This window comes from Zhouia amylolytica, assembly GCF_900116365.1.
Taxonomy (GTDB): Bacteria; Bacteroidota; Bacteroidia; order Flavobacteriales; family Flavobacteriaceae; genus Zhouia; species Zhouia amylolytica.
Genome location: NZ_FPAG01000009.1, coordinates 1 through 23,364, shown reverse-complemented (window position 1 = coordinate 23,364; position 23,364 = coordinate 1). Strand labels below are relative to the sequence as shown.

Sequence of the window (23,364 nt, the reverse complement as noted above, 5' to 3'; positions counted from 1 at the left end):
TCAAATAAAAAAAGAGCCTTTCGAGGCTCTTTTTTTATTTTGCTAAAATGCAATCTTCGCAGTCTTTTACTTTACCGTAATAGGTTTCTCGATACTTATGTAATGTTTTAACCGGAAACCCCAAAATGTGCTTTTTGATATAGGTCACCCGGGTGGTAAAGTTTCCCATTTTTTTGGTGTACCTTTTTTCTAATCTTGTCCTGCGTTTTACATCTATCAATTTCATTGATCCGGTGTTTAATTAAACATAATGAGAGCAGAATATAACCATAAAAATCTTACAAGTCAAGAATTTAGGACATAATTATCATATCAGTAACGATAGTTGATACATTTTGACTATTTTGGCGCTAAATAACATTTTAAATGAAAATAATGAATAAGGTATTTCTTACATTTTTACTTTTGACGTTCATAGCTTGTAAAGGTAAAAAAGCAAATAATGATGAAAATGTTGTTGAAAATTCCGCTGTAAATAAGGCTGTTGATAATGAAAAATCGAAGCCTGAAACGCCTGAAGGAATGGTGTGGATTCCGGGTGGTTCATTTACCCAGGGAGCATACGATAATGACAACCTGGCTCTTCAACATGAAAAGCCTGCACATCCGGTTAGCGTAGATGGTTTTTTTATCGATATTACCGAAGTAACCAATGCTCAGTTTAAGAAGTTCGTGGAGGCCACTGGTTATGTAACCGTTGCCGAAAGAAAAATTGATTGGGAGGAGATGAAAAAGCAAGTGCCCCCCGGCACACCTAAACCTCATGATTCTATATTACAACCGGGCTCTTTATTGTTTAAAGGGACAACATATACTGTAACCAATCTCGACGATTTTTACCAGTGGTGGGAATGGAAAGTTGGGGCGGATTGGCGTCATCCGAGAGGACCTGGAAGTTCTATAGAAGGAAAAGATAATTACCCCGTTGTTCATATTGCCTATGAAGACGCTTTGGCCTATTGTAAATGGGCCGGACGCCGCTTACCTACGGAATCGGAATGGGAGTACGCCGCTAAAGGAGGCAAGTTAAATAGTAAGTTTAGTTGGGGTAAGGACGATGAAAAACTAAAATCAGCCGCCAATACCTGGCAAGGAGAGTTTCCAAAAACAAACACGGAAGAGGATGGTTTTGACAGACTTGCACCAGTGCAAAGCTTCTCACCAAATGCCTTTGGTCTTTACGATATGGCCGGGAATGTTTGGGAGTGGACACAGGACTGGTATAATGTAAATTATTACAAAGAACTTATTGTTGCAGGGGAAGTGAAAAATCCTAAAGGAGCAGACCAGCCTTTTAACCCCAGAAATCCATACGCAAAGGAAAAGGTTATCAAAGGAGGATCTTTTTTATGTAATGAATCTTATTGCGCAAGTTATAGAAACAGTGCCCGAATGGCTAGCACTGAAGATTCCGGGATGGAACATTTAGGGTTCAGAACTGTTGCGACCCCTGAAATGCTTAAATAAAATAATATCAACTTTAAACTTTTATATAAATGATGAAATGGAATATTAAAACCTTTGTCCGGTTTTTTTTATTTGTTGCCGTATTCAGTGGTTATGCACAGAAAGGAAAAACTGCAACTGCTCAGCCTGTATTTAAGGATGGGGAAGCTCAGGTAGTTGATGCATTTAATAACCCGGAAACCTGGATTAGAGAGGATTTATGGGTAGAAACAGAATTTGATACCGATGGCGATGGTAAATTAGACAGAATGCATGTCGATGTAACAAGACCTCCTCAAACGGAAACCGAAGGGCTAAAGTTACCGGTTGTTTATATAACGAGCCCGTATTTTGCCGGAGTGGCATCGAACGATAAAAAGTATTTTTGGGATGTCAAACAAGAACTAGGTGCAACGCCTAAACCTCATGAGCATCCGGAAGTTCAGCGACGTGGAGAGCGTCCGATTATATCAAGTACACAGATTGATCTTTGGGTACCCAGAGGTTATGTTGTAGTACATTCTTCTTCACCAGGAACTGGCCTTTCTCAAGGGTCGCCTACAGTTGGAGGAGATAATGAGTCTTTGGCGCCAAAAGCGGTAATTGACTGGTTGAACGGAAGGGCAGATGGCTATAAAACACCTTATGGCGATGAAAAAGTAGAGGCCTATTGGTCTACCGGTAAAGTAGGTATGACAGGTACTTCTTATAATGGTACTTTGCCAATTGCTGCTGCTACAACAGGAGTAGACGGATTGGAAGCAATTATTCCTGTAGCACCTAATACTTCTTATTATCATTACTACAGATCGAATGGTTTAGTGAGATCTCCAGGGGGATATCTGGGAGAGGATATCGATGTATTATACGATTTTATTCATAGTGGAGACGAGTCTAAGCGCGCCTATGGCAATAAGACAGTTCGTGATACAGAGATGAAGAATGGCCAAGATAGGGTTACAGGCGATTATAATAAGTTTTGGGAAGGAAGAGACTACTTGAACGAAATGAAGCCGTTTAAAGCGGCCTTATTTATGTCGCATGGCTTTAATGATTGGAATGTTATGCCAGAACATAGTTATCGAATCTTTAAGGCGGCAAAAGATAAAGGATTGCCTGTAAAGATATACTATCACCAAAACGGACATGGTGGTCCCCCTCCATTTTCTATGATGAATAAATGGTTCACTAAATACTTACATGGTAAAGACAATGGTATCGAAAACGGACCTGAGGCCTGGATTGTAAGGGAGCGTGATGATCGTCAAAAACCCACTCCATATGAGGCATATCCAAACCCTGATGCTGCTCCTGTTACCTTAAGCTTGTCTCCTGGTGCACCAGGACATGGAGGTTTAGGTATAGATAAGCAAAGCTCAGGTAAAAAGGAACCCCTGGTTGATAATTACTCTTTTGATGGTAGCACCCTGGCAAAAGCGGAGTATTCAGATCATAGATTGCTTTATGTTTCAGAACCTCTGAAGGAAGATATTCATATTTCAGGAATCCCGGAAATTACTGTTAAAATGGCCAGTAGTAAACCAGCTGCCAATTTATCGGTATGGTTAGTTTCTTTGCCTTGGAATGAAGGGAGAAATACAAAAATTACCGATAATATTATTACAAGAGGTTGGGCCGACCCTCAAAATTATAAATCAATAAAAAAGAGTATCCCATTAAAACCCGGTAAGTTTTATGAGGTAACCTTTAAGTTGCAACCAGATGATCAGGTAATTCCTAAGGGGCAACAATTAGGTTTAATGATATTTTCATCAGACAGAGAGTATACACTTTGGCCTCAACCGGGAACTGAACTTACAATTGATCTTGAAGGAACTCAGCTTACCTTACCTGTAGTTGGAGGAACGGAACAGCTTAAAAAAGCGTTGAAATAATAAGTTATCATAGAAATAGATCACTATGTTAAGAAGGGTATTGAATGTTAAAATTAAGTCAATAAATCATTTTTTAACATATTAAGCAACTTAAATTATAAAAAAAATCTTACATTTATAGTGTCACATGGTAAGAGTTAAGTTGGTTGATTACTTATTTTATAGTGATTTGGGGTAAATAAAAAATAGGCTTCGGCCTATTTTTTTTTGAATTATACACCAGAAATAAATATAGTATCTCAATATTATGTAGCTTGTAAAACACGTTAACTAATCTATAAATTATATTATGGGAAGGAAGATTTTTAGTGTTGAACAAGAGTATAATGCGTCAATTTCTCAAGTTTGGGCTGCCATAAGCGATAAAAGTCAAATGAAATTATGGTATTTTGATCTTGAGAAATTCAAGCTTCAGAAGGGTTTTCAATTTAGTTTTATCGGGCAAGGAGCAACCGGTGAAAAGTATATCCATCTTTGCGAGATCACAGAAGTAGTTCCAGAAAAAAAACTGCAATACAGCTGGAAATATAAAGGGTATGTAGGAACTTCATTGGTAACCTTCGAATTGTTTAAAGAGGCCCGGAAGACTCGTTTGAAACTTACCCATGAAGGTTTAGAAACTTTTGATCAGCATAATCCTGATTTTGCCAGTGCGAACTTTGAAGCCGGATGGACTGAGTTAATAGGTAACCTGTTACGGGTGCATTTGGAGGGCAAATGATACCATCAAAAAACAAAAAACGGATAGCTTTAATTATTTAAATTAAAGACATACCCGTTTAATGAGGTTGGGGATTAGTATTTTTATAATGGATCAGCGTCCATTTTTAAGCTCTATTTCCGGTTGGAATTTTACGTGTATGAGGAGATGAATTTTTTAAAAACCAACTCCTACATTTAATGAGGACATTCTGAGTCGAATATTTGCATTTCTGTAAGGACTTCGGTAAGGCCTGCGCTCTTCATAATAGTAAAAGCTGGTATAGTGATGGTAATAATGGCTATGGTGGCAACTTGAGTCACAAGAATCCTGATGTTCCTTATAGGCGGCTTCCTTACCTTTCATATACGCTTTGTAGGCTTTCTTGTCTCTTTTTTTTAGATTCTTTTCGTACGCCTTTTGATCTTTCCAAAAAAGTTCTTCGTCTTCGACATGTTGTGATGCCAGGGATTGCTCATATTCCGCATCCTCTCTGGCGCGTTTTTCATAATATGAAAGAGGATCTTCGTTTTCCTTCTCAGGCTCTTGCCCAAAGGCACTAAAATTTATGAATCCAATTGTTATAAAAACTATTCTATAAAAGCATCGCATGGTTAGATAGCGTTTGTGGTTCTTTATAGGAACAGTTTACTATTTGTTTACCCTAATAGGTATGTTACTTTTTTTTATAATTCCAATAGATATCAATTAGGGTATAAATTGTTTTTTGGCCTTTTTGGACTCTTTTTCAGCTTTAATCTCATCCCGTTTAAGACTCCATGCATAGCTTTTATAATTAATGGTCATTTTGTTAATTTCAAAAAAGACCCGGAGTTCTATTTTTTCACTGCGCCAATAATACAAATCGAGGTTAGGGGTGAAGTAGGTAGGCTCCCCATACAAATCACTTAAGGATTTTATGATATTTCGATCTGCTTTTGAGATGATAGCGATTTCAGAAATTTTATTGTCTGCTGTTTTGAATAAGAGATGCGCTATGGTTTGCCCAATAATGAGTTTGTGATTGCAAAGGGTGTTGTAGTAATCCCATTCGGGAGAAAGGTTATTTTTGGTAGCATATTCAGGAGTCATTGTTTGCATGCATTCATATTTATGAATCTTACTCCCTAATTCAATTCCTCGAAATCCGTTTTTCTTGTCGAGTTCGTTCAGGTCTTGAGCGATACAAAATATCGGAATACACCATGTAATTAAAAAAATAATAGCACGCATGCCAACTGCTTATTTAGTTAAGAGGGTAAGTATGAGTAATTTAAAACATTATATGTTTAATAATAGCGGAATACCTTTTAATTCCATAATTACTCGATGAAAAATAGCATTACTTAGTAAATAGAATTAAAGTACAAAACCCTGTACATGTACAGGGTTTTGAGTTGACATACCGATTGATAATCAGTGTCTTGTCTGTGTGGTAAAAAGGTTAATTCCAGCCTCCACCAAGGGCCTGATAGACATTAACCATAGCAGTGATTTGCTGCATTTTAGTCTCTACCAGCTCAAATTTTGATTCCAGAGCATCACGTTGAGTGAGTAATACCTCCATGTAATCTGCTCTTGCCGATTTAAATAGAACATTAGAAATTCTGATTGACTCATTAAGCGCATCAACCTCTTTGGTTTTTAAATCGTATTGTTGTTTTAAATTATCAATGTTTGATAATTGATTGGCTACTTCAACATACGCATTCAATATGGTTTGTTCATAGTTATACACTGCCTGAATTTGTTTCGCATTTGCACTCATATAAGCCGCTTTAATAGCATTTCTGTTAATAAGAGGAGCTGTCAGGTCTCCTGCGAGATTATACAACAATGATTCAGGTGTTTCCAACAAGTAAGCCGTGTCAAATGCCTGAAATCCGAGTCCGACGGTAATGTCAAAGGAAGGGTAGAACCTCGCTTTGGCAACCTTAACATCAAGCTTTGAAGCAGCAAGTTCATATTCAGCTTCGCGAATATCAGGACGGTTTTGTAATAACTGTGACGGGATACCAGATTCAATACCATGTGGTTTCATATCCATGAAATCAGAAGCATCTCTTTCTATAGCTTGCGGATAACGACCAACTAAAAAATTAATTTTATTTTCAGTTTCAACAATCTTTTGTTGGATGGCATATTGTAGACTTCTGGTATTTAGTACTTCCGCTTCAAACTTACGAACTGCCAGTTCGGTAGCTTTAGCTGCTTTCTTCTGCAGCTTAACTATTTTTAATGCATTGGTTTGAATATCTACATTGCGATTCACAATCTCAAGTTGATTATCCAGAGCTAACAATTCATAATACGAATTGGCAATTTCAGCGATAAGTGTAGTGACCATAAAGTTTTTACCTTCAACAGATCCCAGGTATCTCAATACTGCTGCCTTTTTGGCGTTGCGAAGCTTTTTCCAAATGTCCAGTTCCCACTTAGCATGAAGTCCGGCAAAATAATCCGGAAGGGGTTCCGGCATTTCTTCACCTGGCCTTATATCCGTTGTGGCTTCACTTGCTCCGCGACTGGTATATCGTGCAACCTTATCAACTCCCGCTCCGGCTTTGAAGTCAATAAATGGGAGGTATTCACCTTTTTTCTCCTTGATCTCGCTTTTAGATATTTTAACCTCCTGCAGTATAATGTTTAATTCCTGATTGTTTTCAAGCGCTATATCTATCAGGTTCTTTAAGTGCTCATCCTTGAAATATTCATTCCACTGTAGCGCTGCAGTATTCACAGTATCCTGCTGCTCGTTTCGATATTGCTCAGGTACGGCTTTATCCTCATCTACGGTTTCCAGCGTCGGGACACAAGAATAAAAAGCAGTCAGAATGAGCACCCCCAAAAAGGATATTCTTTTTAAGTGTAACATGTTGATTTTATTTGTCATCAGATTTTTTCATTAATTTTTTCAAGACCTTATTCATACGACGAAGCCTTGCTTCTAATTTGCTTTCTCGCTCGCTCAGTCTCATAAATTCTTCAGAAACTGGTTCTGTAACTTCGTCTTTAATAAGGCTCTTACCATCAGCCATTTTTGCAAACACAAAATACAGTCCTGGTATAATAAGAACTCCTAATACCGTACCTATAAGCATTCCTCCTAGAGCAGAGCCTCCAATGGTTCTGTTACCAATCGCTCCGGCTCCGGTAGCCAATACCAACGGAATTAATCCTGCAATGAAAGCGAATGAGGTCATTAAAATTGGTCTGAATCTCACTTTAGCTCCCTCAATGGCAGCATCGAGAATGGAGGCACCTTGTCTTCGTTTTTGTACTGCGAATTCAACAATTAACACGGCATTTTTTCCGAGCAGACCAACCAGCATAATAACCCCAATTTGCGCATAAACATCATTGGCAAGTCCCATAAGTTTTAGTAATAAAAAGGATCCAAATACACCCACCGGTAAAGATAGAATTACGGCCATTGGTAATAGGAAGCTTTCGTATTGAGCAGCTAATACCAGGTATACAAAGATCAATACTACGGCAAATATGTAAATGGACTCGTTACCTCTCGAGGCTTCATCATAGGAAAGACCTTCCCATGCAATATCGTAACCTCTCGGAAGGTTTTTTTCTGCAACTTCCTGAATGGCTTTGATGGCATCACCACTGGTAAAACCTGCTGCCGGAAGTCCTCGGATTGCTGCCGAGTTGTAGAGGTTGTAGCGGGTAATCTCATTAGGACCTAACTTTTTTTCCATTTTCATGAATGAGGAATAAGGCACCATTTCATCTTTATCATTTTTTACGTAAAGCTTTTCAAGATCGCTTGGCATCGCTCTATATTCGGGAGCAGCCTGGGTATATACTTTAAAAAACCTTCCGTATTTAATAAAGCCTTGCTCGTAGGTACTACCGATTAAGATATTTAAGTTCTCCATGGCTTTCCCTATGGAAACCCCTTTTTGCATAGCTGCTTTATTGTCTATTTTTAATTCATATTGGGGATAATTAGCAGCAAAAAAGGTAAATAATCCACGAAGTTCCTCTCGTTCTCTGAGGGCATCCATGAAATTATTATTGATTTTTTCAAACTCATGGAAATCAGTGCCGTTGGTTTTGTCTAACAGGCGCAATGCAAATCCCCCGGAAGAACCAAATCCCGGAACGGCAGGCGGCTCGAAATACTCTATAATAGCCCCTAGGTCTTTGGTCTCTTCTTCCAGTTCTTCCATTATTTCATGAACGCCATGTTTTCGTTCAGACCAGGGTTTAAGGTTGATCAGACAGGTACCTGCATTGGACCCCCTACCTTCGGTCATGATTTCATATCCAGCAAGGGATGAAACCGAAGCAACGCCTTCTGTTTCTTCGCAAATAGCTTGTAGTTTCTTTGCGACTTCGTTTGTACGTTCCAGGGTAGCGCCCGGAGGTGTTTGAATAATAGCATAGATCATTCCCTGATCTTCATTAGGAATAAACCCTGCAGGCAATACCTGGTTGGTTAAAAAGATACCCACACAAAAGGCGATCAGCATACCAAACGTAATTACACGTCGGTTTACAATCATTTTTAATACGCCAATATAGCGGCCGGTTAATTTGTCGAATTTATTATTGAACCAATCGATAAACCTGTTAACCGGCGATTTTTTTCTAGGCTTGCCATGCGTGTTTTTTAGTAACATGGCACATAGTACCGGCGTAAGCGTGAGGGCTACGATCGCTGAAATAATAATGGCTCCCGCCATGGTAATGGAGAACTGACGATAAAAGACTCCAACGGGTCCGGACATAAATGAAATAGGGATAAAAACAGATACCATAACCAGAGTTATAGCTACTACAGCACCTCCAATTTCACCTAAAACGGCATACGAAGCTTTATAGGGAGACAGGTGCTCTTCTTCCATTTTTACATGGACACCTTCCACCACTACGATGGCGTTATCAACTACAATACCTATGGCTAATACCAGGGCGAATAAAGTAATCAGGTTAATCGAAAGACCGAACAATTGCATTACAAAGAAGGTTCCGATCAATGATACCGGAACGGCAATGATTGGAATAATGGTAGATCGCCAATCACCTAAAAATAAAAATACTACAATGGCAACCAGGATAAATGCATCCCTAAGGGTGTGCAATACCTGGTCGATGGAAGCGTCTAAGAAGTTTGATACGTCGTATCCAACTTTGTAGTCAACTCCGGGAGGAAGATCTTCCTTGATTTCTTTTAATTTGTCTTTAACTGCGGCAATTACATCATTACCATTACTACCAAAGGTTTGCTTTAAGACAATAGAGGCTGAGGGTTTACCATCGAGATTCGAATAGATGTCGAAAAACTCACTTCCCAGTTCCACATCAGCGACATCTTTTAATTTTAGTATTTCACCCTCTTCATTCGCCTTAAGAATGATGTTTTTATAATCTTCTGCTTCATTATATCTTCCCTGGTATACCAAAACGTATTCCAAAGACTGTGCTCTTTTACCCGAGCTTCTTCCCAAACGTCCTGGTCTGGCTATAATACTTTGCTCATCCATAGCTTCCAATACTTCCTCGGCAGATATATTGTAGGCTCTCATTCGATCGGGCTTTAGCCAAACCCTCATAGCGTATTTACGGCTACCTAGTATTTGAGCGCTGGCAATCCCTTTGATACGTTGTATCTCGGGAATAATTTTGGTGTAAGCATAATTGTACAGAAACTTTTCGTCATTGTTTTTATGATCGCTGAAAAGATTTACATACATTAACATACTGGGTTGTACGGGTTTGATGATAACCCCCTCCCTTTGCACTAATTCGGGAAGTAGAGGCATTACCTGGTCAATTCGTGTTTTTACCCTTACAACCGCGTCATTAGGGTCAGTACCCGGATCAAATATGATACGGAGCGTTCCTTCACCCGCACTGGTGGCGTCGGATGCGATATACCTCATGTCTTGCACCCCGTTAATTGAAGTTTCAATAGGGATTAAAGTAGATTTCACCAATACATCTGCACTTGCTCCGGGGTAGGCGATAAATACGTTTACCGTAGTAGGTGCAATTTGGGGAAATTGCGATATGGGTAATTGTTTTATGGCTAATAAACCTGTAAAAACAATTACCACCGATATTACAATGGCTAATACCGGTCTTTTAATAAATTTACTAAACATTATAATGTAATTTTAGTTGTGTTAGATTACTCTGCGTACATTTCCAGGCTTGCCAGTACCTTGTCAGCCTGTTCAAGCTCATAGTGAATCTTTTCTTCATTTTTTACCATTCTGATACCTTCCAGTAAGATTTTGTCATTCACTGTTAATCCGTCTTCAACGATAAACAGATGAGGTAATTCAGCTTTAATTTGAATCTCTTTTTGAATTACTTGATCCTGCTCATTAACTACGAATACATATTTTTTATCCAATACTTCAAAAGTTGCCTTTTGCGGAATGATCAGGGCATTTTTAAAAGGGATTTTCATAATCACATTTCCGGTTTCACCATGTCTTAAAAGACCTTCCGGATTAGGGAAAGAGGCTCGGAAAGGGATGTTTCCGGTTTCGTTATTAAAATCAGCAATAATGGTTTCTACGACTCCCGTATGGTCAAAGGTCTGGTTGTTGGCCATTAAGAGTTCCACCTTGGTGTTTTCGTCTGCGGTACTTTTGGTTTTATAATCTAAATATTCGGCCTCCGGCACGTTGTAATAAACCCACATTTTGCTGTTGTCCGAAAGGCTGGTAAGAAGTTCTCCTTCTTCAACATAACTTCCCAGTCGTACTTCGAACCGGCCGATGAAGCCATCAAAAGGAGCCCTGATTTCCGTAAACTTCAGGTGGGTGTCTGCTAAGGCAAGGTTTGCCATAGCCTTTTGGTATTCAGCTTTCGCCATGGCCAGTTCGTTTGCAGCTACCACATTACTGTCAGCAAGGATCTGGGTGTTTTTGTATTCTATTTCAGCAAAGTTAGCCTCCGCCTGTGCCTTTTGTTTTTCTGCCTTGTAGAGGTTAGGCATAATTTGAAACAAAAGTTGACCTTTTTTCACATGTTGTCCTTCGTCAATATAAATTTTCTGTACATATCCCCGTTCCTGAGCCCTTAGTTCGATATGTTGAATGGATTGAATCTGACTTACATAATTTTCTGTAATTATAGTATCCTTTACCACCGGGTTTGAAACCACGAATTTGACTTCTTCTGATTTGGTTTCTTCTTTTTTTGATGTACAGCTGGTTTGGTACAAAACTGCACCAATAGCTAATAACATGAGTGATTTCCTCATCTTAGTCTTAGTTTTAAAATGTTATTTGATTTAATTGTAATTGAAGTGCAATGCACAAAGAATCCTTAACCCAATATGTTTAATACTGGATTTTAGAGATATAAATGTAGCAACAGGCATGAGCGGTTAAGTCCGATGCCTGAAATAAAATCATAGTCTAAAAACTTGAAACCTGATATATAGGTTTGGGGTAGTTAAATAAGTTAAGAAAGACTTATTAGATGATAGTCTGTTTTTAAATAATTGAAAGTATGTTAGTTTAGCGGAGTGGTTATTCAGGATGGCTAAACTGGTATGCTTTTTCTTTTTAAGAGAAACTGACTCGTGGGTTTCTTCCTCGTTAAAGGTTTCTTCAAAGAAGTGGTTACTGGTATGTTGATGAGGTGTTCCCGGTACAAGAAAGGCGGAATCATCAAAATCGAAACCATAAGAAATGAGCTGCACATGATCATTCAATGAGCTGTGTGAAATATCCGGGTATTGCTGTATTGCATGGGTTTGATTAAACCCACTCAAAAGCAACACAAAGAGAGCCAGACAATATTTAATCAGCACTTTCGTCATTCGGGCGGTAAAACTACATTATACATCGCAGTATATCAAGGAATAATGTTTTAAAAATAAATTAAAATTAAGACAGTATGTTATATAACAATAACATAGGGAAATTGTCTTGAGATTTATGGTCCGATAGCGGAAATGAAGTTTTATTGGTGGTTGATATGGAGGTTGCCTAATCTGCGAAAAGTTGTTCGTCTTCTGAGAAATCAAGAACCTCGGCTTTCGGAGCTTTTGTCAGGATATAGTTTACCTCCTTTTCAAGTTTGAGTTCGGTAGTGTACACACGACTGGATGCCAGTACGAAACCACCTTTGGAAACTCTGAATAGAAATTTTCGCTTACCAGGATTTTTTTTGGTGAACGTAAATATCTCCAGGTTGTTTCTAATTGCTTGCAAGATCACTTTACAGTCATCTTTTTGCTTACAATTGATGCTTGTAAATATAGCATCTCCTTTCCTGGAGGTGAAAATGAAATTGTAATTCCCGTTTGGTTGTTTGCGAATGACAAACACTCCCATATAATTTAAATTATTAAAATGTTAGCTAAATAGTTTTCGGTATGGAAAAGTCCAAATCTATGATAAAATTTATAGAATTTGAATTTGTTTTTCTGATTTGGAACCTATCTGCTTCGGGATGAGTGAGTAGGAAGAACTTTTTTTCTGGAATTTAGGGCAGGTATAAAGGTTAGCCGATGTCCTGTTAAAAGAGGTGCCACTCAATTGAATGGAGTATCTGCGAAGGGGCCCTTTTTTATTTGTTGAAGGTATTCACGGTTCTTTTACTGGATTAATCAGGATTGGGATAAAAGGCAGAAGTTGTTCGGCTTAAATGAGCAATTTCTTTTGGCAATCAAAAGGCCTGGAAACATTTTATACAAGAATGAACCTAAGTAGATGTGTTCATACTTTATCCATACTTTAACTATGCCTCAACCATACCTTTGCTATGCCTGAAATGGGCCTTATCTAAGCACTTTTCTTGACCAAATAACAGGCATAGTAAAACATTTAGATCATTTTAAATCAATTTAAACATGACGGCTAAAACATGCAAAAAACGGTAATTTCAGATGATTTAACACGGTTAGTTCAGGGGGGTGAAAGAATGGGTTATTTTAGAGGGATATTTTTTTAGGATTTTGGATTTTTGCGTGCAATAAGGCAATTATTAATGATTGACATTAACATTATTATAACATTTTCAATTTTACATATAGTAAAATTATTTTACTTTTATGAAAATTTTAAAGACGACTAGAAACTGTGTGATTGCACAGAAAATAATTCCAGACTTTAAGGAAGCGTAAGAGGGCTATGTTGCTTATAAATAAAGAATTATACACAAGATTAAATCCGGAAGAAGCTTTAGTTGAAATTGAAATGTCTTCAAACAATGGGGTTTATAATTAAACGTCTTGACATTTAAATGAAGCTCAATACAGAAGTGAATGTGAGTTTCAGTAAAAAGATAAACAAATGAATGATTTGAATATTCAGGCTTCTGATTTTAGGAGAACACAATGGAAAATGCTCTTTGCTGTTATGTTTTGCTACCTGTTTTTTTATACAGGTCGACAAAATTTTGGGTGGGCCATCCAGGGAATAGAAGGGGAGTTTGGTGTTACCAAGCAGTATATAGGTTGGGCTGGAGCAGCGATGTTATGGGCTTATGGTATTGGCCAGTTTATTAATGGTAACCTGGCAGATAAATATGGTGCTCGCCGTATGATGGTTATCGGAGGTGTATTGTCTGTGATAATGAATTGGGCGACGAGTTTTGCCACTGCTTATTGGATGATTGTTCTTTTTTGGGCCTTAAACGGATTCAGTCAATCCCTGGGGTGGGCTCCGGGTAGCAGGCTGGTATCCAATTGGTGGGGAGGTAGAGAAAGAGGTAAGGCTTTTGGGTTTTATTTATTTGCAGCTGGAAGTTCTTCAATACTGATCTATTTATTGTCCATAATTATGTTGGATATATATGATTTCAATTGGAGGTGGTTATTTCGTTTACCAGTATTACTACTCCTTTTGGGTTGCGCAGTTTTTTATTATGTAGTCCGTAATAAGCCGGAAGATTTAGGGTTTGAGCCACTGGAAGATGAAACACAAGTTACTGTTAAGGATAAGAGAAAAGATGAAACTTCTTTGCAACGTTATGGTAAAGTATTAAAAAATAAAAAATTCATGTTGGCCTGTATTTCTATTGGTTTTCAAAATACAGCCAGATATGGTCTTTTGGTATGGGTACCTCTTTACTACCTGGGAACAGAAATTGAAGAATCCTCTAATCTTTGGATTGCCTTAGCGCTTCCCATAGGGATGGCTTTAGGTACTATCTTTTTCGGACAGTTATCAGATAGGGTTTTTAAGTCTAACCGATCCAAGCCTATAGCTTTATCGTTAGGATTAGCCGGATTGGTAATTCTCATGATCTATTTTGTGCCAAGAGATCACCTGTTAGGTGGCCTGCTGTTAATGTTTTTAGCCGGTTTTTTGGTGTATGGTCCGCAATCGTGTTATTGGCCGCTTAGCCCGGATTTATTAGGAGTAAACAGATCTGGTACAGGTGTTGGGGTCATGAATACATTTGCCTATGCTTTTGCGGGTGCGGGTGAACCATTTATAGGATTTATGGCAGATATTACAGGCCAGGAAAATATTGTGTTTGCAGTAACTTCTACAATGTGCTTTATGGGGGCATTTATTATTTTGTTTGTAAGGAGATAGATATGAGTTTTAGATAAGCTGAATCCTCGTTTGCCATAAATAACCGGAGTGTTTTATTAAGGTTCCAGGATAGAAAATTTAGAAGACCGACAAAAGGCCTGAATGTTAGTATAAAGAATTAATAGTTTTAAAAGATGAATCAAAGATTAATTGAAGAAATATCAGTAAAAGACATTAAGCGTATAACCAATGAGTTAGGAGCTAAGAAAGTGTTTTTGGTAACAGATCCGGTCGCATATACATTGAGTGGGGCTGAAGATTTCTTTCAACCAGTATTAGAAGATGTTGAGGTTACTATTTTTTCAGATTTTGAAGTAAACCCAAAAATAGAAGATGTAAAAAAGGGGGTTGCTATTTTTAAAGAAGGCAATTATGATTTAATAATTGCGATTGGAGGAGGAAGTGTTATAGATATGGGGAAATGTATTAATGCTTTTCAGGCAAACAACCCTGAAGATCTTCTTGATTTCGTTAGTCAAAATAAAATCAAGGAAAAAGGAGTTCCTCTATTAGCCATTCCAACTACATCAGGTTCAGGGAGTGAAGCCACTCATTTTGCGGTAGTATATATCGATGAGGTTAAATATTCTTTGGCCCATGAGTATATTTTGCCCGATATAGTAGGCTTAAATTACAGGCTTACATCAACCCAGCCGAAGTACTTAACGGCATGTACATCATTAGACGCGCTGTCTCAGGCCATTGAATCGTATTGGAGTGTTGGCGCTACCGAAGCGTCTAAAGAATATGCGAGAAAGGCTTTGTCATATTTGTTGCCAAATATTAAGAAGAATGTGAATAGTCCAACAAAAGATACTCGTCATAAAGTTTCATTAGGTGCCTATTATGCAGGTAAGGCAATTAATATATCAAAAACTACAGCTTCTCATGCTGTATCCTATGCTTTTACAACGTACTATTCCATTCCTCACGGGCATGCAGTATTTCTAACATTACCTGAGTTCTTTGAGTACAATTATAATGTGTCAGAAATTGATGCAAATAACCCCAAAGGGATTGAATATATAAAAAACAGTTTAGAAGACCTTTGCCAATTTTTAGGGGTACATTCAGTTACAGAAGGGAAAAACTATTTAAAACAGCTGGCAAGAGAAATGGGAATAGAATTATCTTTAGAAAAGCTAAATATTAAAGATTGCGAAAATGTAATTGCCGATAATGTCAATACTGAAAGGTTAGGGAATAACCCTAGAAATATTTCTAAAGAGCAACTCCTACAGTTATTAAGGAGCAAAGAATAACGAATGGTTGAAAGGACCGTAGTTATGAAATAGGTCAGTTATATGTTTACCGCGTGCCGGACATTGTTAGGATACATTTATTGTAGATCTATTGAATAAGATTACAGGCACAAGCGTAAAGCTTGTGTCTGTGAAAAATTAGTATGAAAAATCCGCTGTACTTCTTTAATTTTTTCATCACATTTTTACAGGGTGGCTTCCCAAGAGTTCTTATCATCAAGTTTATATTACATAAAGATCATTGAAAGACAAAAATGGAAGGGGAATAAGTTATGTTAAGAACCTTCAGGTAATCGAGAGAAGTATGTGATCGCAGAAGGTTGAATCCGAAATCAAGACTGTACTTAAATATTTGCCTGGTTCCAGCTCGTAAGAAAAACTTGAAGAATTTTCTGCTTATTAGATGCAATTTTTCTAAATTGGGTGCTTAACCACCTAACCATTCTTACGCATAACCATTAGCGGTTATGGTAAGGGTCTTTTTTTATAAAATATAAATAATGAGAAAATTAAGTTTGATTCTGTCGATTTTGTTCCTGGGACTCATGCAAACCGGATGTATTCAAGAAGAAAAAGAACAGGAAGCCTCCATCAATTTTAAGGTAGAAAATTCAAGTGTCACTAGCATTTCGATTTTAAAAGACAATTTCACTAATGCTAATAGACTATTCGAAAATAATGGAAGAATATCAGTTCCTTTAACAGATGGGAAGGGGCATTGGTCAGTTAAACTTTCCAAACCGATTTTCGTTACCGCTCTAATTCCTGATGCTATTAATCATGAAACCCGTCCTTATGTTTTTTATGTGTCACCAGGAGATAATCTTGATTTTTCATTCGACTCAAAGAATGTTGAGGACACCTATTTGGTGAATGGGATAGGAAGTGAAAATAACCAACCTGCCATTCAAGAACTTTTCAAAGACAGGTCAGACTATAAGGCTTACAGAAAAGATTCATTGCCAGCCAATGTCTTAAGTGCTATAAAAGAGATAAGTAATAAGAATCAAAAAATCCTGGCGGACTATAATTCAAAGTACCATCCTTCTGATGAGCTCAAGGAAATCTATGCCCTATATGTTGATTATATTCCTATGCAGAAGTATATTATTTTTAAAGGTCAACAACCGTATCATATACGAGAACCTTTTACTAGAAATGAGGATAGCTGGCAAGCCATCGAGGATTCGCTTATCAATCGTACCCCGGTTAGTAATGACAAAATGTTAGTTTTTGATCGATACTGTTATTTTCTAGGTACGTATCTTACAAGATTTAAAGAAGGACTGTGGCAACATCCTGAACGGTTAAAAGACTATTATGGAACAGCGAATCAGGAAGAGGCAGTTAAAATGGTCAGTAAGGATCCTGAGAATCTTTTGAGGGAGAAAATCATCGAGAAGCATTTTACTGGCAAAACAGCCGAGTTTTTATATGGAACACTTTTTAAAGGGGCAATAGATGAAAAAGAGGATAATCTACCGGAAATATTTTCACGTTTTAAACAGCAGTATCCTCAAAGTCAGTATATTTCATATGTTGAACCTGCCATTCAAAAAATCGAAAAGCAAAGAGCACGTACCCTTACCGATAAAATGGTTTTCGTTGATAATTCCCATTCCTACCAAACGTTTGATGATATATTGAAACTGGTAAAAGGTAAGACGGTTTTGCTAGATATGTGGGGAACCTGGTGCGGGCCTTGCCGTTCTGAAATTTCAAAAAATTCGGAGGCTATAAAAAGTCATTTTAAAGACAAAGGACTCGATTATTTGTATATAGCTAATTACGATACAGCTAAAGAAGAAAAATGGAAAGAATTGATTGCCTATTATAACTTAACAGGAACGCATGTTTTAGCTAATAAAGCGCTTACAGCTAATATTATGGAAGAAATAAAAGGAAAAGGCTTTCCTACATATGCGATTATCAAAAAAGATGGCACATTCGAACTATCTGAAGCAGGTTACCCGATGAAGAGGGAAGTCCTGATTAAACAGATTGAAGAGGCTTTAACCGATTAACAGGGGGAAAGCTAATACTCACGGGTGCATTGTGTGGTAACATTGAGTGTGAATATTTTGAACATGAGAATAGGTGCAAGGGTGAGGTTGGTGGTAAGGGGGTATTTTAATAGAACATATTCGGATGATTATGGTTTTCCGTAAAGAGCCTTCCCTTTTACAATGTTTGTTTGAATAAAGGGAGATTTTCCCACTGAATTGTTGAGAATATTTTCTTTTATATTTATAGGTTTAAAATAAGCACTTTATGGTGTTTGTACAATTGTTACAGCACATATGATAATAAAACAAACATTAGTAATAATTTCAATGTTTTTGACTTTAGCTAGTTGTGTGAAAAAACAAACGGATTTAGAATTTGAAAAATCTGTTGCGAACGAAATTTTTCCTGCTTTGCTTGATTCAGTTCATTACGATATCAGATTGTCTCCACCACCACCTCCACCACCGCTAAACTATAATGAAAGTGATCCATCCAAAATCGTTTGGGACGAAACAAAAATGATTGCGGAATATGAAAAACGTAAAGCCGAATTAGAAAAAGACACGACCAAATTGGTTATTGCGATTGTGGATAGTACATACAGAATTGATGAACACCTAAAAAAAGAGTTTATAGAATACTATAAGGAATACTCAATAGAATTGGATACGATTAACAATAAAAACCCTTATAAAATTAACTTATCGGATTTAAAGCATGATAAGAAATTCAATTTAAAATATCGTTCTGAATTTCCGGCTTCGAGTAATGTTTGGGATGGGGAATATGACTTTTACCTATCAGGAATAACTGGATTTTCAAGAATTCAATTTGACCAAACTAAAAGTTATGGAGCATTAATTAGTGGATTTGGTTGTGGTAAACTTTGTGGCTTTAGCGGAATAGTTTTTATACGAAAAGTCGATAGGCAGTGGGTAATTGATGAAATAAAGGTGATAGGTGTATCATAAAAAATACGTGCTGTAACAGTATATAAAAATAATGCGTAGTTAAGTTCAAACCCAAATATAATGCAAGAACAAAAACCTAAATCAATTAAAACAATTGGACTTTTAGTAGCTATCTTTTCAGGATTTATAATTTTTAGCAATGGAATGGGAGCTTTAGCTTGGTCAGTACTCGGAATTGGAAATGACTTAAATAAGAGCGAAATTCAAACTGACCCTATTTCTTTTCTTTTTTCTCACTACTTAGAAATGTGCCTGATAATGTTATTAATCGGAATTGCTTATTTAATAGGAGGAATATTTATAAGAAAATATCAGTTATGGGCAAATAAAATGGTTAGTGGATTGTCGGCTCTAATTTTTTTAATTATTTGGGGACTTATGATAGCTATCACGATATCTATTGGACAACAAGATGGAATGGGAGTATTTAGTTATGGTGCAATTTTAAATGCTCTTTTTTGGTCTACACCTATTGCTCTTTTGATTTGGTTTCTGAATAAGAAAAAAATAAAAAAACACTTTGTATAAGACTATATAACAGTAATTATGTCGAATTCGACTACGTCCGACACGAGCGCAGCGAACTGGCGATGCAATCCACTCGGAATTAGCTCCGCTGAACCTAAAGGTTTGCTAGCACCTGTTCTAAACCGAAAATTAAAGTATATTTAAACTGATGACTGGCGGTTATACGATACCGTTAGCTGTAACCTAAACAAACCATGAAGTAATGTGAAGAAAATGAAATTGATTTTACAGATTATTTTATCTATAACTCTGGTTTCCTGCAACGGGCAAGTACAGAATAATAGTTTGTCAGAAACAAAACCAGATTTAAAAATCGAAAAACCGATTGGAAATGTCTATTGTGGATTTTTAGACAAAGATGATAATCTTTGGTTTGGGACTACGAATGACGGAGTTTATAAATATGATGGTTCAAATTTTATTCATTTCACACAAGAAGATGGACTTTCTCATAACAAAGTCTCTTGTATATATCAAGCTGAGAATGGAAACCTATGGTTTGGAACTGCAAATGGAGTTTCAATATTTGACGGAACAAAATTTACACATTTAAAAATTCCTAAAACTGAAATTTCGACAGATTGGCTCAAAAATTCATTTCCTGTCGTCAATCCAAATGAGGTGCAATCTATCAATCAAGATGAAAATGGGATCTTTTGGCTAGGAACGAATGGTGCTGGAGCATATAGTTATGATGGAAAAACTTTTAAGAATCACTTGTCGGAAATAGGGAATAAAATGCCTGATAGCCTATATCATAATATTATTCAGAGTATTTCTAAAGATAATCAAGGTAACTTATGGTTTGTATCTATGTCTCATGGTGGCATTAGCAAATATGATGGCAACGCTTTCACTCATTATTTACCAAAAGATGGAATTAGTGATGATATGGTAAGAACAAGTTTAGTCGATAGTAAAGGCGACATTTGGTTTGGATTTAATGGAAATAGGAAAAGTGGGCTTACTTATACCAATGGAATTTCGTTTCAAACATATTCCACTGATGATGGATTGTGTTCCAGGAATGTAAGGGCTATTTATGAAGACACGAAAGGGAAATTATGGATTGGAGGAATGCAAGGACTTTGTGTCTTTGATGGTAATACTTTTACAAATTTTAAGGACAATGAAAACAAAACCTATGAAAGAATAGTATTTATTATTGGAGACACTAAAGGGAAAATATGGTTTGGAGGATTAAATGGTTTTTGGAAATATGACGGAGAAAGAGTTATCGATATGACCAGAAAGAATTAATACAAGGCTACAGCTAACAAAAGTAGTCGTTGCACAAACTATTAATTGCGTAAGTAAAAGATATAAATAAGCCCTATTAAGGACTTTTGTTTTGTTATAAGTTAGAATGAGGATTTCCGTAATTAGTATGGGTTATTTTTGGCTTTCTTTGAAAAAAGGGGATTTTCCCCACTGAATTGTTGAGAAAATTTTCTTTTATATTTATAGGTTGAAAATAAGTACCATATGGTGTTTATATAATTGTTGGGTGCAATTTGAATAAACTATGGGAATAGGAAGAAGACAGTTCTTTAAATTATCAAGTCTTGCTTTGGCAGGACTTGCTGTTGACCCTTTAAATGCTGTTGCCATAAATGATAATGTTTATGTAAATAAAAAGCTGGGAATACTATTCCATAAACCTAAAAACTGGGGATTCATTGCCGTAAAAGACTTTGGGAAAATTAAAAGCGAACAAATAATTGGAGAGGGACTTGAAGATTCACAAGAGGAAATATTGGAGGAATTGCTGAGGTTGTATGAAAAAATAGGACAGTGAGGATATCATTAATATTTTATTATTTTAATTAGTCCTATTCTCCTTGGCCTCTTTTAAATTTATTCGTGCCTTGTATCCGTGCTTTTCCAATAGATAAAGGAGGTTGCCACCGTTTAACAAAGTTAAGGGCTTTCCTTTTGCAAAATTATAGGCATCAGGGCCATAATCAGATGTGGTGACAATAATACCTTTAGATGCGCCTTCATTAAGAGTTGTTCCGTATAAATCCCTTACTGCGCTAACTCCAACTACATTGGTATATCTTTTTGCTTGAATTACTATTTTCCCGCCTCGAATCGGATCTGGATCAAATGCAATTGCATCAACTCCACCATCTCTGCTTGATTGAGTAACCTTTACCTCCCCTCCGTTATAACTGAATTCCTTGTGAAATAACTCTCGAATTAAATGCTCAAAGTCTTCCCAGTCCATTGAAGCTAAATTATTGCCCTCCTCTAAAGAATCAATTATATCTCTGGAATTAGTAAATCTCGAATCATTCTTTTCAATTTGAATAATAGGAGTTATTGCAGTCATTGAATTTAACTTGGTGCTGGCGACGCCTTTTAGACCTTTGAAACAGAGTTTAGGATCGACTGCTGATAATTCAATTGCTAAAAATTCCTCTTTTGTCGTGTGGACAGAGGTTATGCAGGTTTTAGAAGTCTGTCCAGTACTTTTGTCTAAATGATTAACCCATCCATTAAATACTACAGCCTTGATTGAATCGATTACATCTGCCTCGAATATTTCATGAATTGAACGTAAAATCAATTGATAAACAACGGAATCGTATAATTTATTTAGTGCCGATTGTGATAAAGGGATTTTTTTTATTTCATTTTTCGCGGCGATAAACTTGACTTCTTTGATAGAAGGTATGTCTTCTATGGCAGGCAGTAAATATTCAATTATAAGGGTGGAATTCTCGGCTACGTATTCTAATTCAAAGTTTTTCGGAAAGTCGAATTCAGAGTAATCTGAGTTATTAAGGACTATTTCGCAATATTCTTCAATTGCATTGGGCTTTGCATCTTGGTATTCCTGTTTTAGTTTATCAACTTTTTGATTATGAGCGTTTTGTTTTTCTAAGAAATCATTCTCCTCTTTTTTGTATTGCTCCATGGATTTATTCCATAAAGAAAGCTTTTCTTCATAGGATTTTAATATCACTTCATACTCATTTTTTAGGGCTTCGTTGCGTTTGTTTATCCTTTCGACTTTTTCCTCCCAGGAGTTAATGTCTTTAACATAATTATCCGAATACTGTTTCATCCTTTTTTTTAGTAAGCCAGGGAGTAATTTCTCCCAAAATTTAGAATGATATTCATATTGCCCCTTTTGAGGTTCTTGAGGGGGTGCTTGTAATTGTTCTGTTTTGAATTTTGGTTTCGAGGGCTTTGCAGGTTTTGGTGTGTTGAACTTGGTAAAGTTTTTTAGGTATTCCCAGTCAACCGTGTCATCAACTTCGAGGGTATTTGACAGGATGGATTGAAGTTCTTTTTGAATTGCTTTTACTTCTGCATCCTCATCTTCTGCGTTTTCTCTGTTTATTTCTTTGCTTTCCTTCTCTAATTTTTTCTCATATTGATTATCCCAAATTTCGACCTGCGCCTCTACTTTTGCCTTTAGAATATTTAGGTCTAAATCTTTAAGAGTTCGATATTTTTTTACTCCATGATGACCTATTTGAGCAACGTATCTTGTGTAGCCATCTCGTGTGAATTCATAGTCTACAACAAGTTTGTATATATCTTTTGAATCGTATTTTACGTTAATCTTGAATTCTGAACTGTTAAGGCTCATGTGGGAGTTGTATTAGGATGAAATTCTATCTAATGCAATAATACGAAATATGATATTTTCACGAAAAGAGGAATTCCGTAATTAGAGAAAAGTGATCTCCTTGCTTTGCAAGTCTTGTGGTGGGGGCGTGTTGAGTATAGTATTTAAAAAGCGTTGACTAATAGTTGACTATAACCCAAAAAGAAAACCCACAAGACCTTGAAAATAAAATGATTACGGGTTTTTTGTATGCTCGAGGCGAGAATTACTTTCAGTGAGTCCCGATGTGTCATTTTGAGAATAAAGGTCAAATCCGCTACGCGTCTTTATTTTTTGTTTCATCACTTTCTTATAAGTACGCTTAACGAAAGCGCCTAAAACAAAAAAGGTCAAGACTTTCGTCCTGACCTTTATTGATCTGTACTCGAGGCGGGAATTACCTA

At 36.8% G+C, this 23,364-nt stretch carries 20 protein-coding genes; 10 read left to right on the top strand and 10 right to left on the bottom strand.

Annotated elements, in window-relative coordinates; translation table 11 throughout:
* Nucleotides 1-34: 34 nt before the first annotated feature.
* Nucleotides 35-226, bottom strand: a complete 192-nt coding sequence (locus tag BM361_RS14800) for a hypothetical protein (protein ID WP_038266698.1) — start codon at nt 224-226, stop codon at nt 35-37.
* Between the two features lie 140 nt (nt 227-366).
* Here BM361_RS14800 and BM361_RS14795 point away from each other — a divergent pair, with 140 nt between their 5' ends.
* The 3 genes from BM361_RS14795 (at nt 367) to BM361_RS14785 (ending at nt 4,062) form a co-directional block, all read left to right on the top strand.
* Complete coding sequence (locus BM361_RS14795; protein ID WP_038266696.1) at nt 367-1,467, top strand: formylglycine-generating enzyme family protein; 1,101 nt, start codon at nt 367-369, stop codon at nt 1,465-1,467.
* A gap of 29 nt (nt 1,468-1,496) precedes the next feature.
* On the top strand, nt 1,497-3,341 hold the full coding sequence (locus BM361_RS14790) for a Xaa-Pro dipeptidyl-peptidase (RefSeq protein ID WP_394364647.1): 1,845 nt from the start codon (nt 1,497-1,499) through the stop codon (nt 3,339-3,341).
* A gap of 289 nt (nt 3,342-3,630) precedes the next feature.
* Complete coding sequence (locus BM361_RS14785) at nt 3,631-4,062, top strand: SRPBCC family protein (RefSeq protein ID WP_074979853.1); 432 nt, start codon at nt 3,631-3,633, stop codon at nt 4,060-4,062.
* A gap of 156 nt (nt 4,063-4,218) precedes the next feature.
* Here BM361_RS14785 and BM361_RS14780 read toward each other — a convergent pair whose 3' ends face one another.
* The 7 genes from BM361_RS14780 to BM361_RS14750 form a co-directional block, all read right to left on the bottom strand.
* Nucleotides 4,219-4,653, bottom strand: a complete 435-nt coding sequence (locus BM361_RS14780; RefSeq protein ID WP_074979851.1) for a hypothetical protein — start codon at nt 4,651-4,653, stop codon at nt 4,219-4,221.
* A 96-nt stretch (nt 4,654-4,749) separates the two neighbouring features.
* Nucleotides 4,750-5,274, bottom strand: coding sequence for a hypothetical protein (locus tag BM361_RS14775; protein ID WP_038266686.1), 525 nt, complete (start codon nt 5,272-5,274; stop codon nt 4,750-4,752).
* Nucleotides 5,275-5,485: 211 nt separating this feature from the next.
* Nucleotides 5,486-6,916: a TolC family protein gene (locus tag BM361_RS14770; RefSeq protein ID WP_074980017.1), complete on the bottom strand. Its 1,431-nt coding sequence runs from the start codon at nt 6,914-6,916 to the stop codon at nt 5,486-5,488.
* Nucleotides 6,917-6,923: 7 nt separating this feature from the next.
* The gene (locus tag BM361_RS14765) at nt 6,924-10,166 is read right to left on the bottom strand and encodes an efflux RND transporter permease subunit (protein ID WP_074979850.1); all 3,243 of its coding nucleotides are present in this window, start codon (nt 10,164-10,166) and stop codon (nt 6,924-6,926) included.
* Nucleotides 10,167-10,192: 26 nt separating this feature from the next.
* On the bottom strand, nt 10,193-11,278 hold the full coding sequence (locus BM361_RS14760; protein ID WP_038266680.1) for an efflux RND transporter periplasmic adaptor subunit: 1,086 nt from the start codon (nt 11,276-11,278) through the stop codon (nt 10,193-10,195).
* Between the two features lie 150 nt (nt 11,279-11,428).
* A complete protein-coding gene (locus BM361_RS14755) occupies nt 11,429-11,842 on the bottom strand; it encodes a hypothetical protein (protein WP_074979848.1) in 414 nt (137 codons plus the stop codon).
* 169 nt (nt 11,843-12,011) lie between these two features.
* On the bottom strand, nt 12,012-12,359 hold the full coding sequence (locus tag BM361_RS14750; RefSeq protein ID WP_074979847.1) for a DUF1508 domain-containing protein: 348 nt from the start codon (nt 12,357-12,359) through the stop codon (nt 12,012-12,014).
* A gap of 960 nt (nt 12,360-13,319) precedes the next feature.
* Between BM361_RS14750 and BM361_RS14745 the strand changes: the two genes are divergently transcribed.
* The 7 genes from BM361_RS14745 to BM361_RS14715 all read left to right on the top strand — a co-directional run bounded on the left by BM361_RS14745 (nt 13,320) and on the right by BM361_RS14715 (nt 21,136).
* Nucleotides 13,320-14,570, top strand: coding sequence for an MFS transporter (locus BM361_RS14745; protein ID WP_074979845.1), 1,251 nt, complete (start codon nt 13,320-13,322; stop codon nt 14,568-14,570).
* A 134-nt stretch (nt 14,571-14,704) separates the two neighbouring features.
* Nucleotides 14,705-15,832, top strand: coding sequence for a phosphonoacetaldehyde reductase (locus BM361_RS14740; RefSeq protein ID WP_074979843.1), 1,128 nt, complete (start codon nt 14,705-14,707; stop codon nt 15,830-15,832).
* Between the two features lie 500 nt (nt 15,833-16,332).
* Nucleotides 16,333-17,856 carry a TlpA family protein disulfide reductase gene (locus tag BM361_RS14735; RefSeq protein ID WP_074979842.1) on the top strand — a complete coding sequence of 508 codons (1,524 nt, stop codon included), beginning with the start codon at nt 16,333-16,335 and terminating at the stop codon, nt 17,854-17,856.
* Between the two features lie 333 nt (nt 17,857-18,189).
* Nucleotides 18,190-18,810: a hypothetical protein gene (locus tag BM361_RS14730; protein WP_217643784.1), complete on the top strand. Its 621-nt coding sequence runs from the start codon at nt 18,190-18,192 to the stop codon at nt 18,808-18,810.
* A gap of 60 nt (nt 18,811-18,870) precedes the next feature.
* Entirely contained in the window at nt 18,871-19,338 is a 468-nt protein-coding gene (locus BM361_RS14725; RefSeq protein WP_074979838.1) for a hypothetical protein, read from the top strand.
* Nucleotides 19,339-19,551: 213 nt separating this feature from the next.
* The gene (locus tag BM361_RS14720; protein WP_074979837.1) at nt 19,552-20,598 is read left to right on the top strand and encodes a ligand-binding sensor domain-containing protein; all 1,047 of its coding nucleotides are present in this window, start codon (nt 19,552-19,554) and stop codon (nt 20,596-20,598) included.
* A gap of 265 nt (nt 20,599-20,863) precedes the next feature.
* On the top strand, nt 20,864-21,136 hold the full coding sequence (locus tag BM361_RS14715) for a hypothetical protein (protein WP_074979835.1): 273 nt from the start codon (nt 20,864-20,866) through the stop codon (nt 21,134-21,136).
* Between the two features lie 24 nt (nt 21,137-21,160).
* Here BM361_RS14715 and BM361_RS14710 read toward each other — a convergent pair whose 3' ends face one another.
* Together BM361_RS14710 and BM361_RS17060 are read right to left on the bottom strand one after the other, a co-directional pair.
* A complete protein-coding gene (locus BM361_RS14710; protein WP_083425967.1) occupies nt 21,161-22,942 on the bottom strand; it encodes a restriction endonuclease in 1,782 nt (593 codons plus the stop codon).
* Nucleotides 22,943-23,155: 213 nt separating this feature from the next.
* Nucleotides 23,156-23,364: hypothetical protein (locus BM361_RS17060; protein WP_217643782.1), on the bottom strand; the 209-nt coding region annotated here is incomplete at its 5' end.

Coding starts and splice junctions, on each gene's coding strand:
- BM361_RS14725 (WP_074979838.1), top strand. CDS start 18,871: ATGCAAGAACAAAAACCTAAATCAATTAAAACAATTGGACTTTTAGTA.
- BM361_RS14780 (WP_074979851.1), bottom strand. CDS start 4,653: ATGCGATGCTTTTATAGAATAGTTTTTATAACAATTGGATTCATAAAT.
- BM361_RS14745 (WP_074979845.1), top strand. CDS start 13,320: ATGAATGATTTGAATATTCAGGCTTCTGATTTTAGGAGAACACAATGG.
- BM361_RS14790 (WP_394364647.1), top strand. CDS start 1,497: ATGATGAAATGGAATATTAAAACCTTTGTCCGGTTTTTTTTATTTGTT.
- BM361_RS14755 (WP_074979848.1), bottom strand. CDS start 11,842: ATGACGAAAGTGCTGATTAAATATTGTCTGGCTCTCTTTGTGTTGCTT.
- BM361_RS14785 (WP_074979853.1), top strand. CDS start 3,631: ATGGGAAGGAAGATTTTTAGTGTTGAACAAGAGTATAATGCGTCAATT.
- BM361_RS14750 (WP_074979847.1), bottom strand. CDS start 12,359: ATGGGAGTGTTTGTCATTCGCAAACAACCAAACGGGAATTACAATTTC.
- BM361_RS14760 (WP_038266680.1), bottom strand. CDS start 11,278: ATGAGGAAATCACTCATGTTATTAGCTATTGGTGCAGTTTTGTACCAA.
- BM361_RS14800 (WP_038266698.1), bottom strand. CDS start 226: ATGAAATTGATAGATGTAAAACGCAGGACAAGATTAGAAAAAAGGTAC.
- BM361_RS14765 (WP_074979850.1), bottom strand. CDS start 10,166: ATGTTTAGTAAATTTATTAAAAGACCGGTATTAGCCATTGTAATATCG.
- BM361_RS14795 (WP_038266696.1), top strand. CDS start 367: ATGAAAATAATGAATAAGGTATTTCTTACATTTTTACTTTTGACGTTC.
- BM361_RS14710 (WP_083425967.1), bottom strand. CDS start 22,942: ATGAGCCTTAACAGTTCAGAATTCAAGATTAACGTAAAATACGATTCA.
- BM361_RS14770 (WP_074980017.1), bottom strand. CDS start 6,916: ATGTTACACTTAAAAAGAATATCCTTTTTGGGGGTGCTCATTCTGACT.
- BM361_RS14735 (WP_074979842.1), top strand. CDS start 16,333: ATGAGAAAATTAAGTTTGATTCTGTCGATTTTGTTCCTGGGACTCATG.
- BM361_RS14740 (WP_074979843.1), top strand. CDS start 14,705: ATGAATCAAAGATTAATTGAAGAAATATCAGTAAAAGACATTAAGCGT.
- BM361_RS14720 (WP_074979837.1), top strand. CDS start 19,552: ATGAAATTGATTTTACAGATTATTTTATCTATAACTCTGGTTTCCTGC.
- BM361_RS14715 (WP_074979835.1), top strand. CDS start 20,864: ATGGGAATAGGAAGAAGACAGTTCTTTAAATTATCAAGTCTTGCTTTG.
- BM361_RS14775 (WP_038266686.1), bottom strand. CDS start 5,274: ATGCGTGCTATTATTTTTTTAATTACATGGTGTATTCCGATATTTTGT.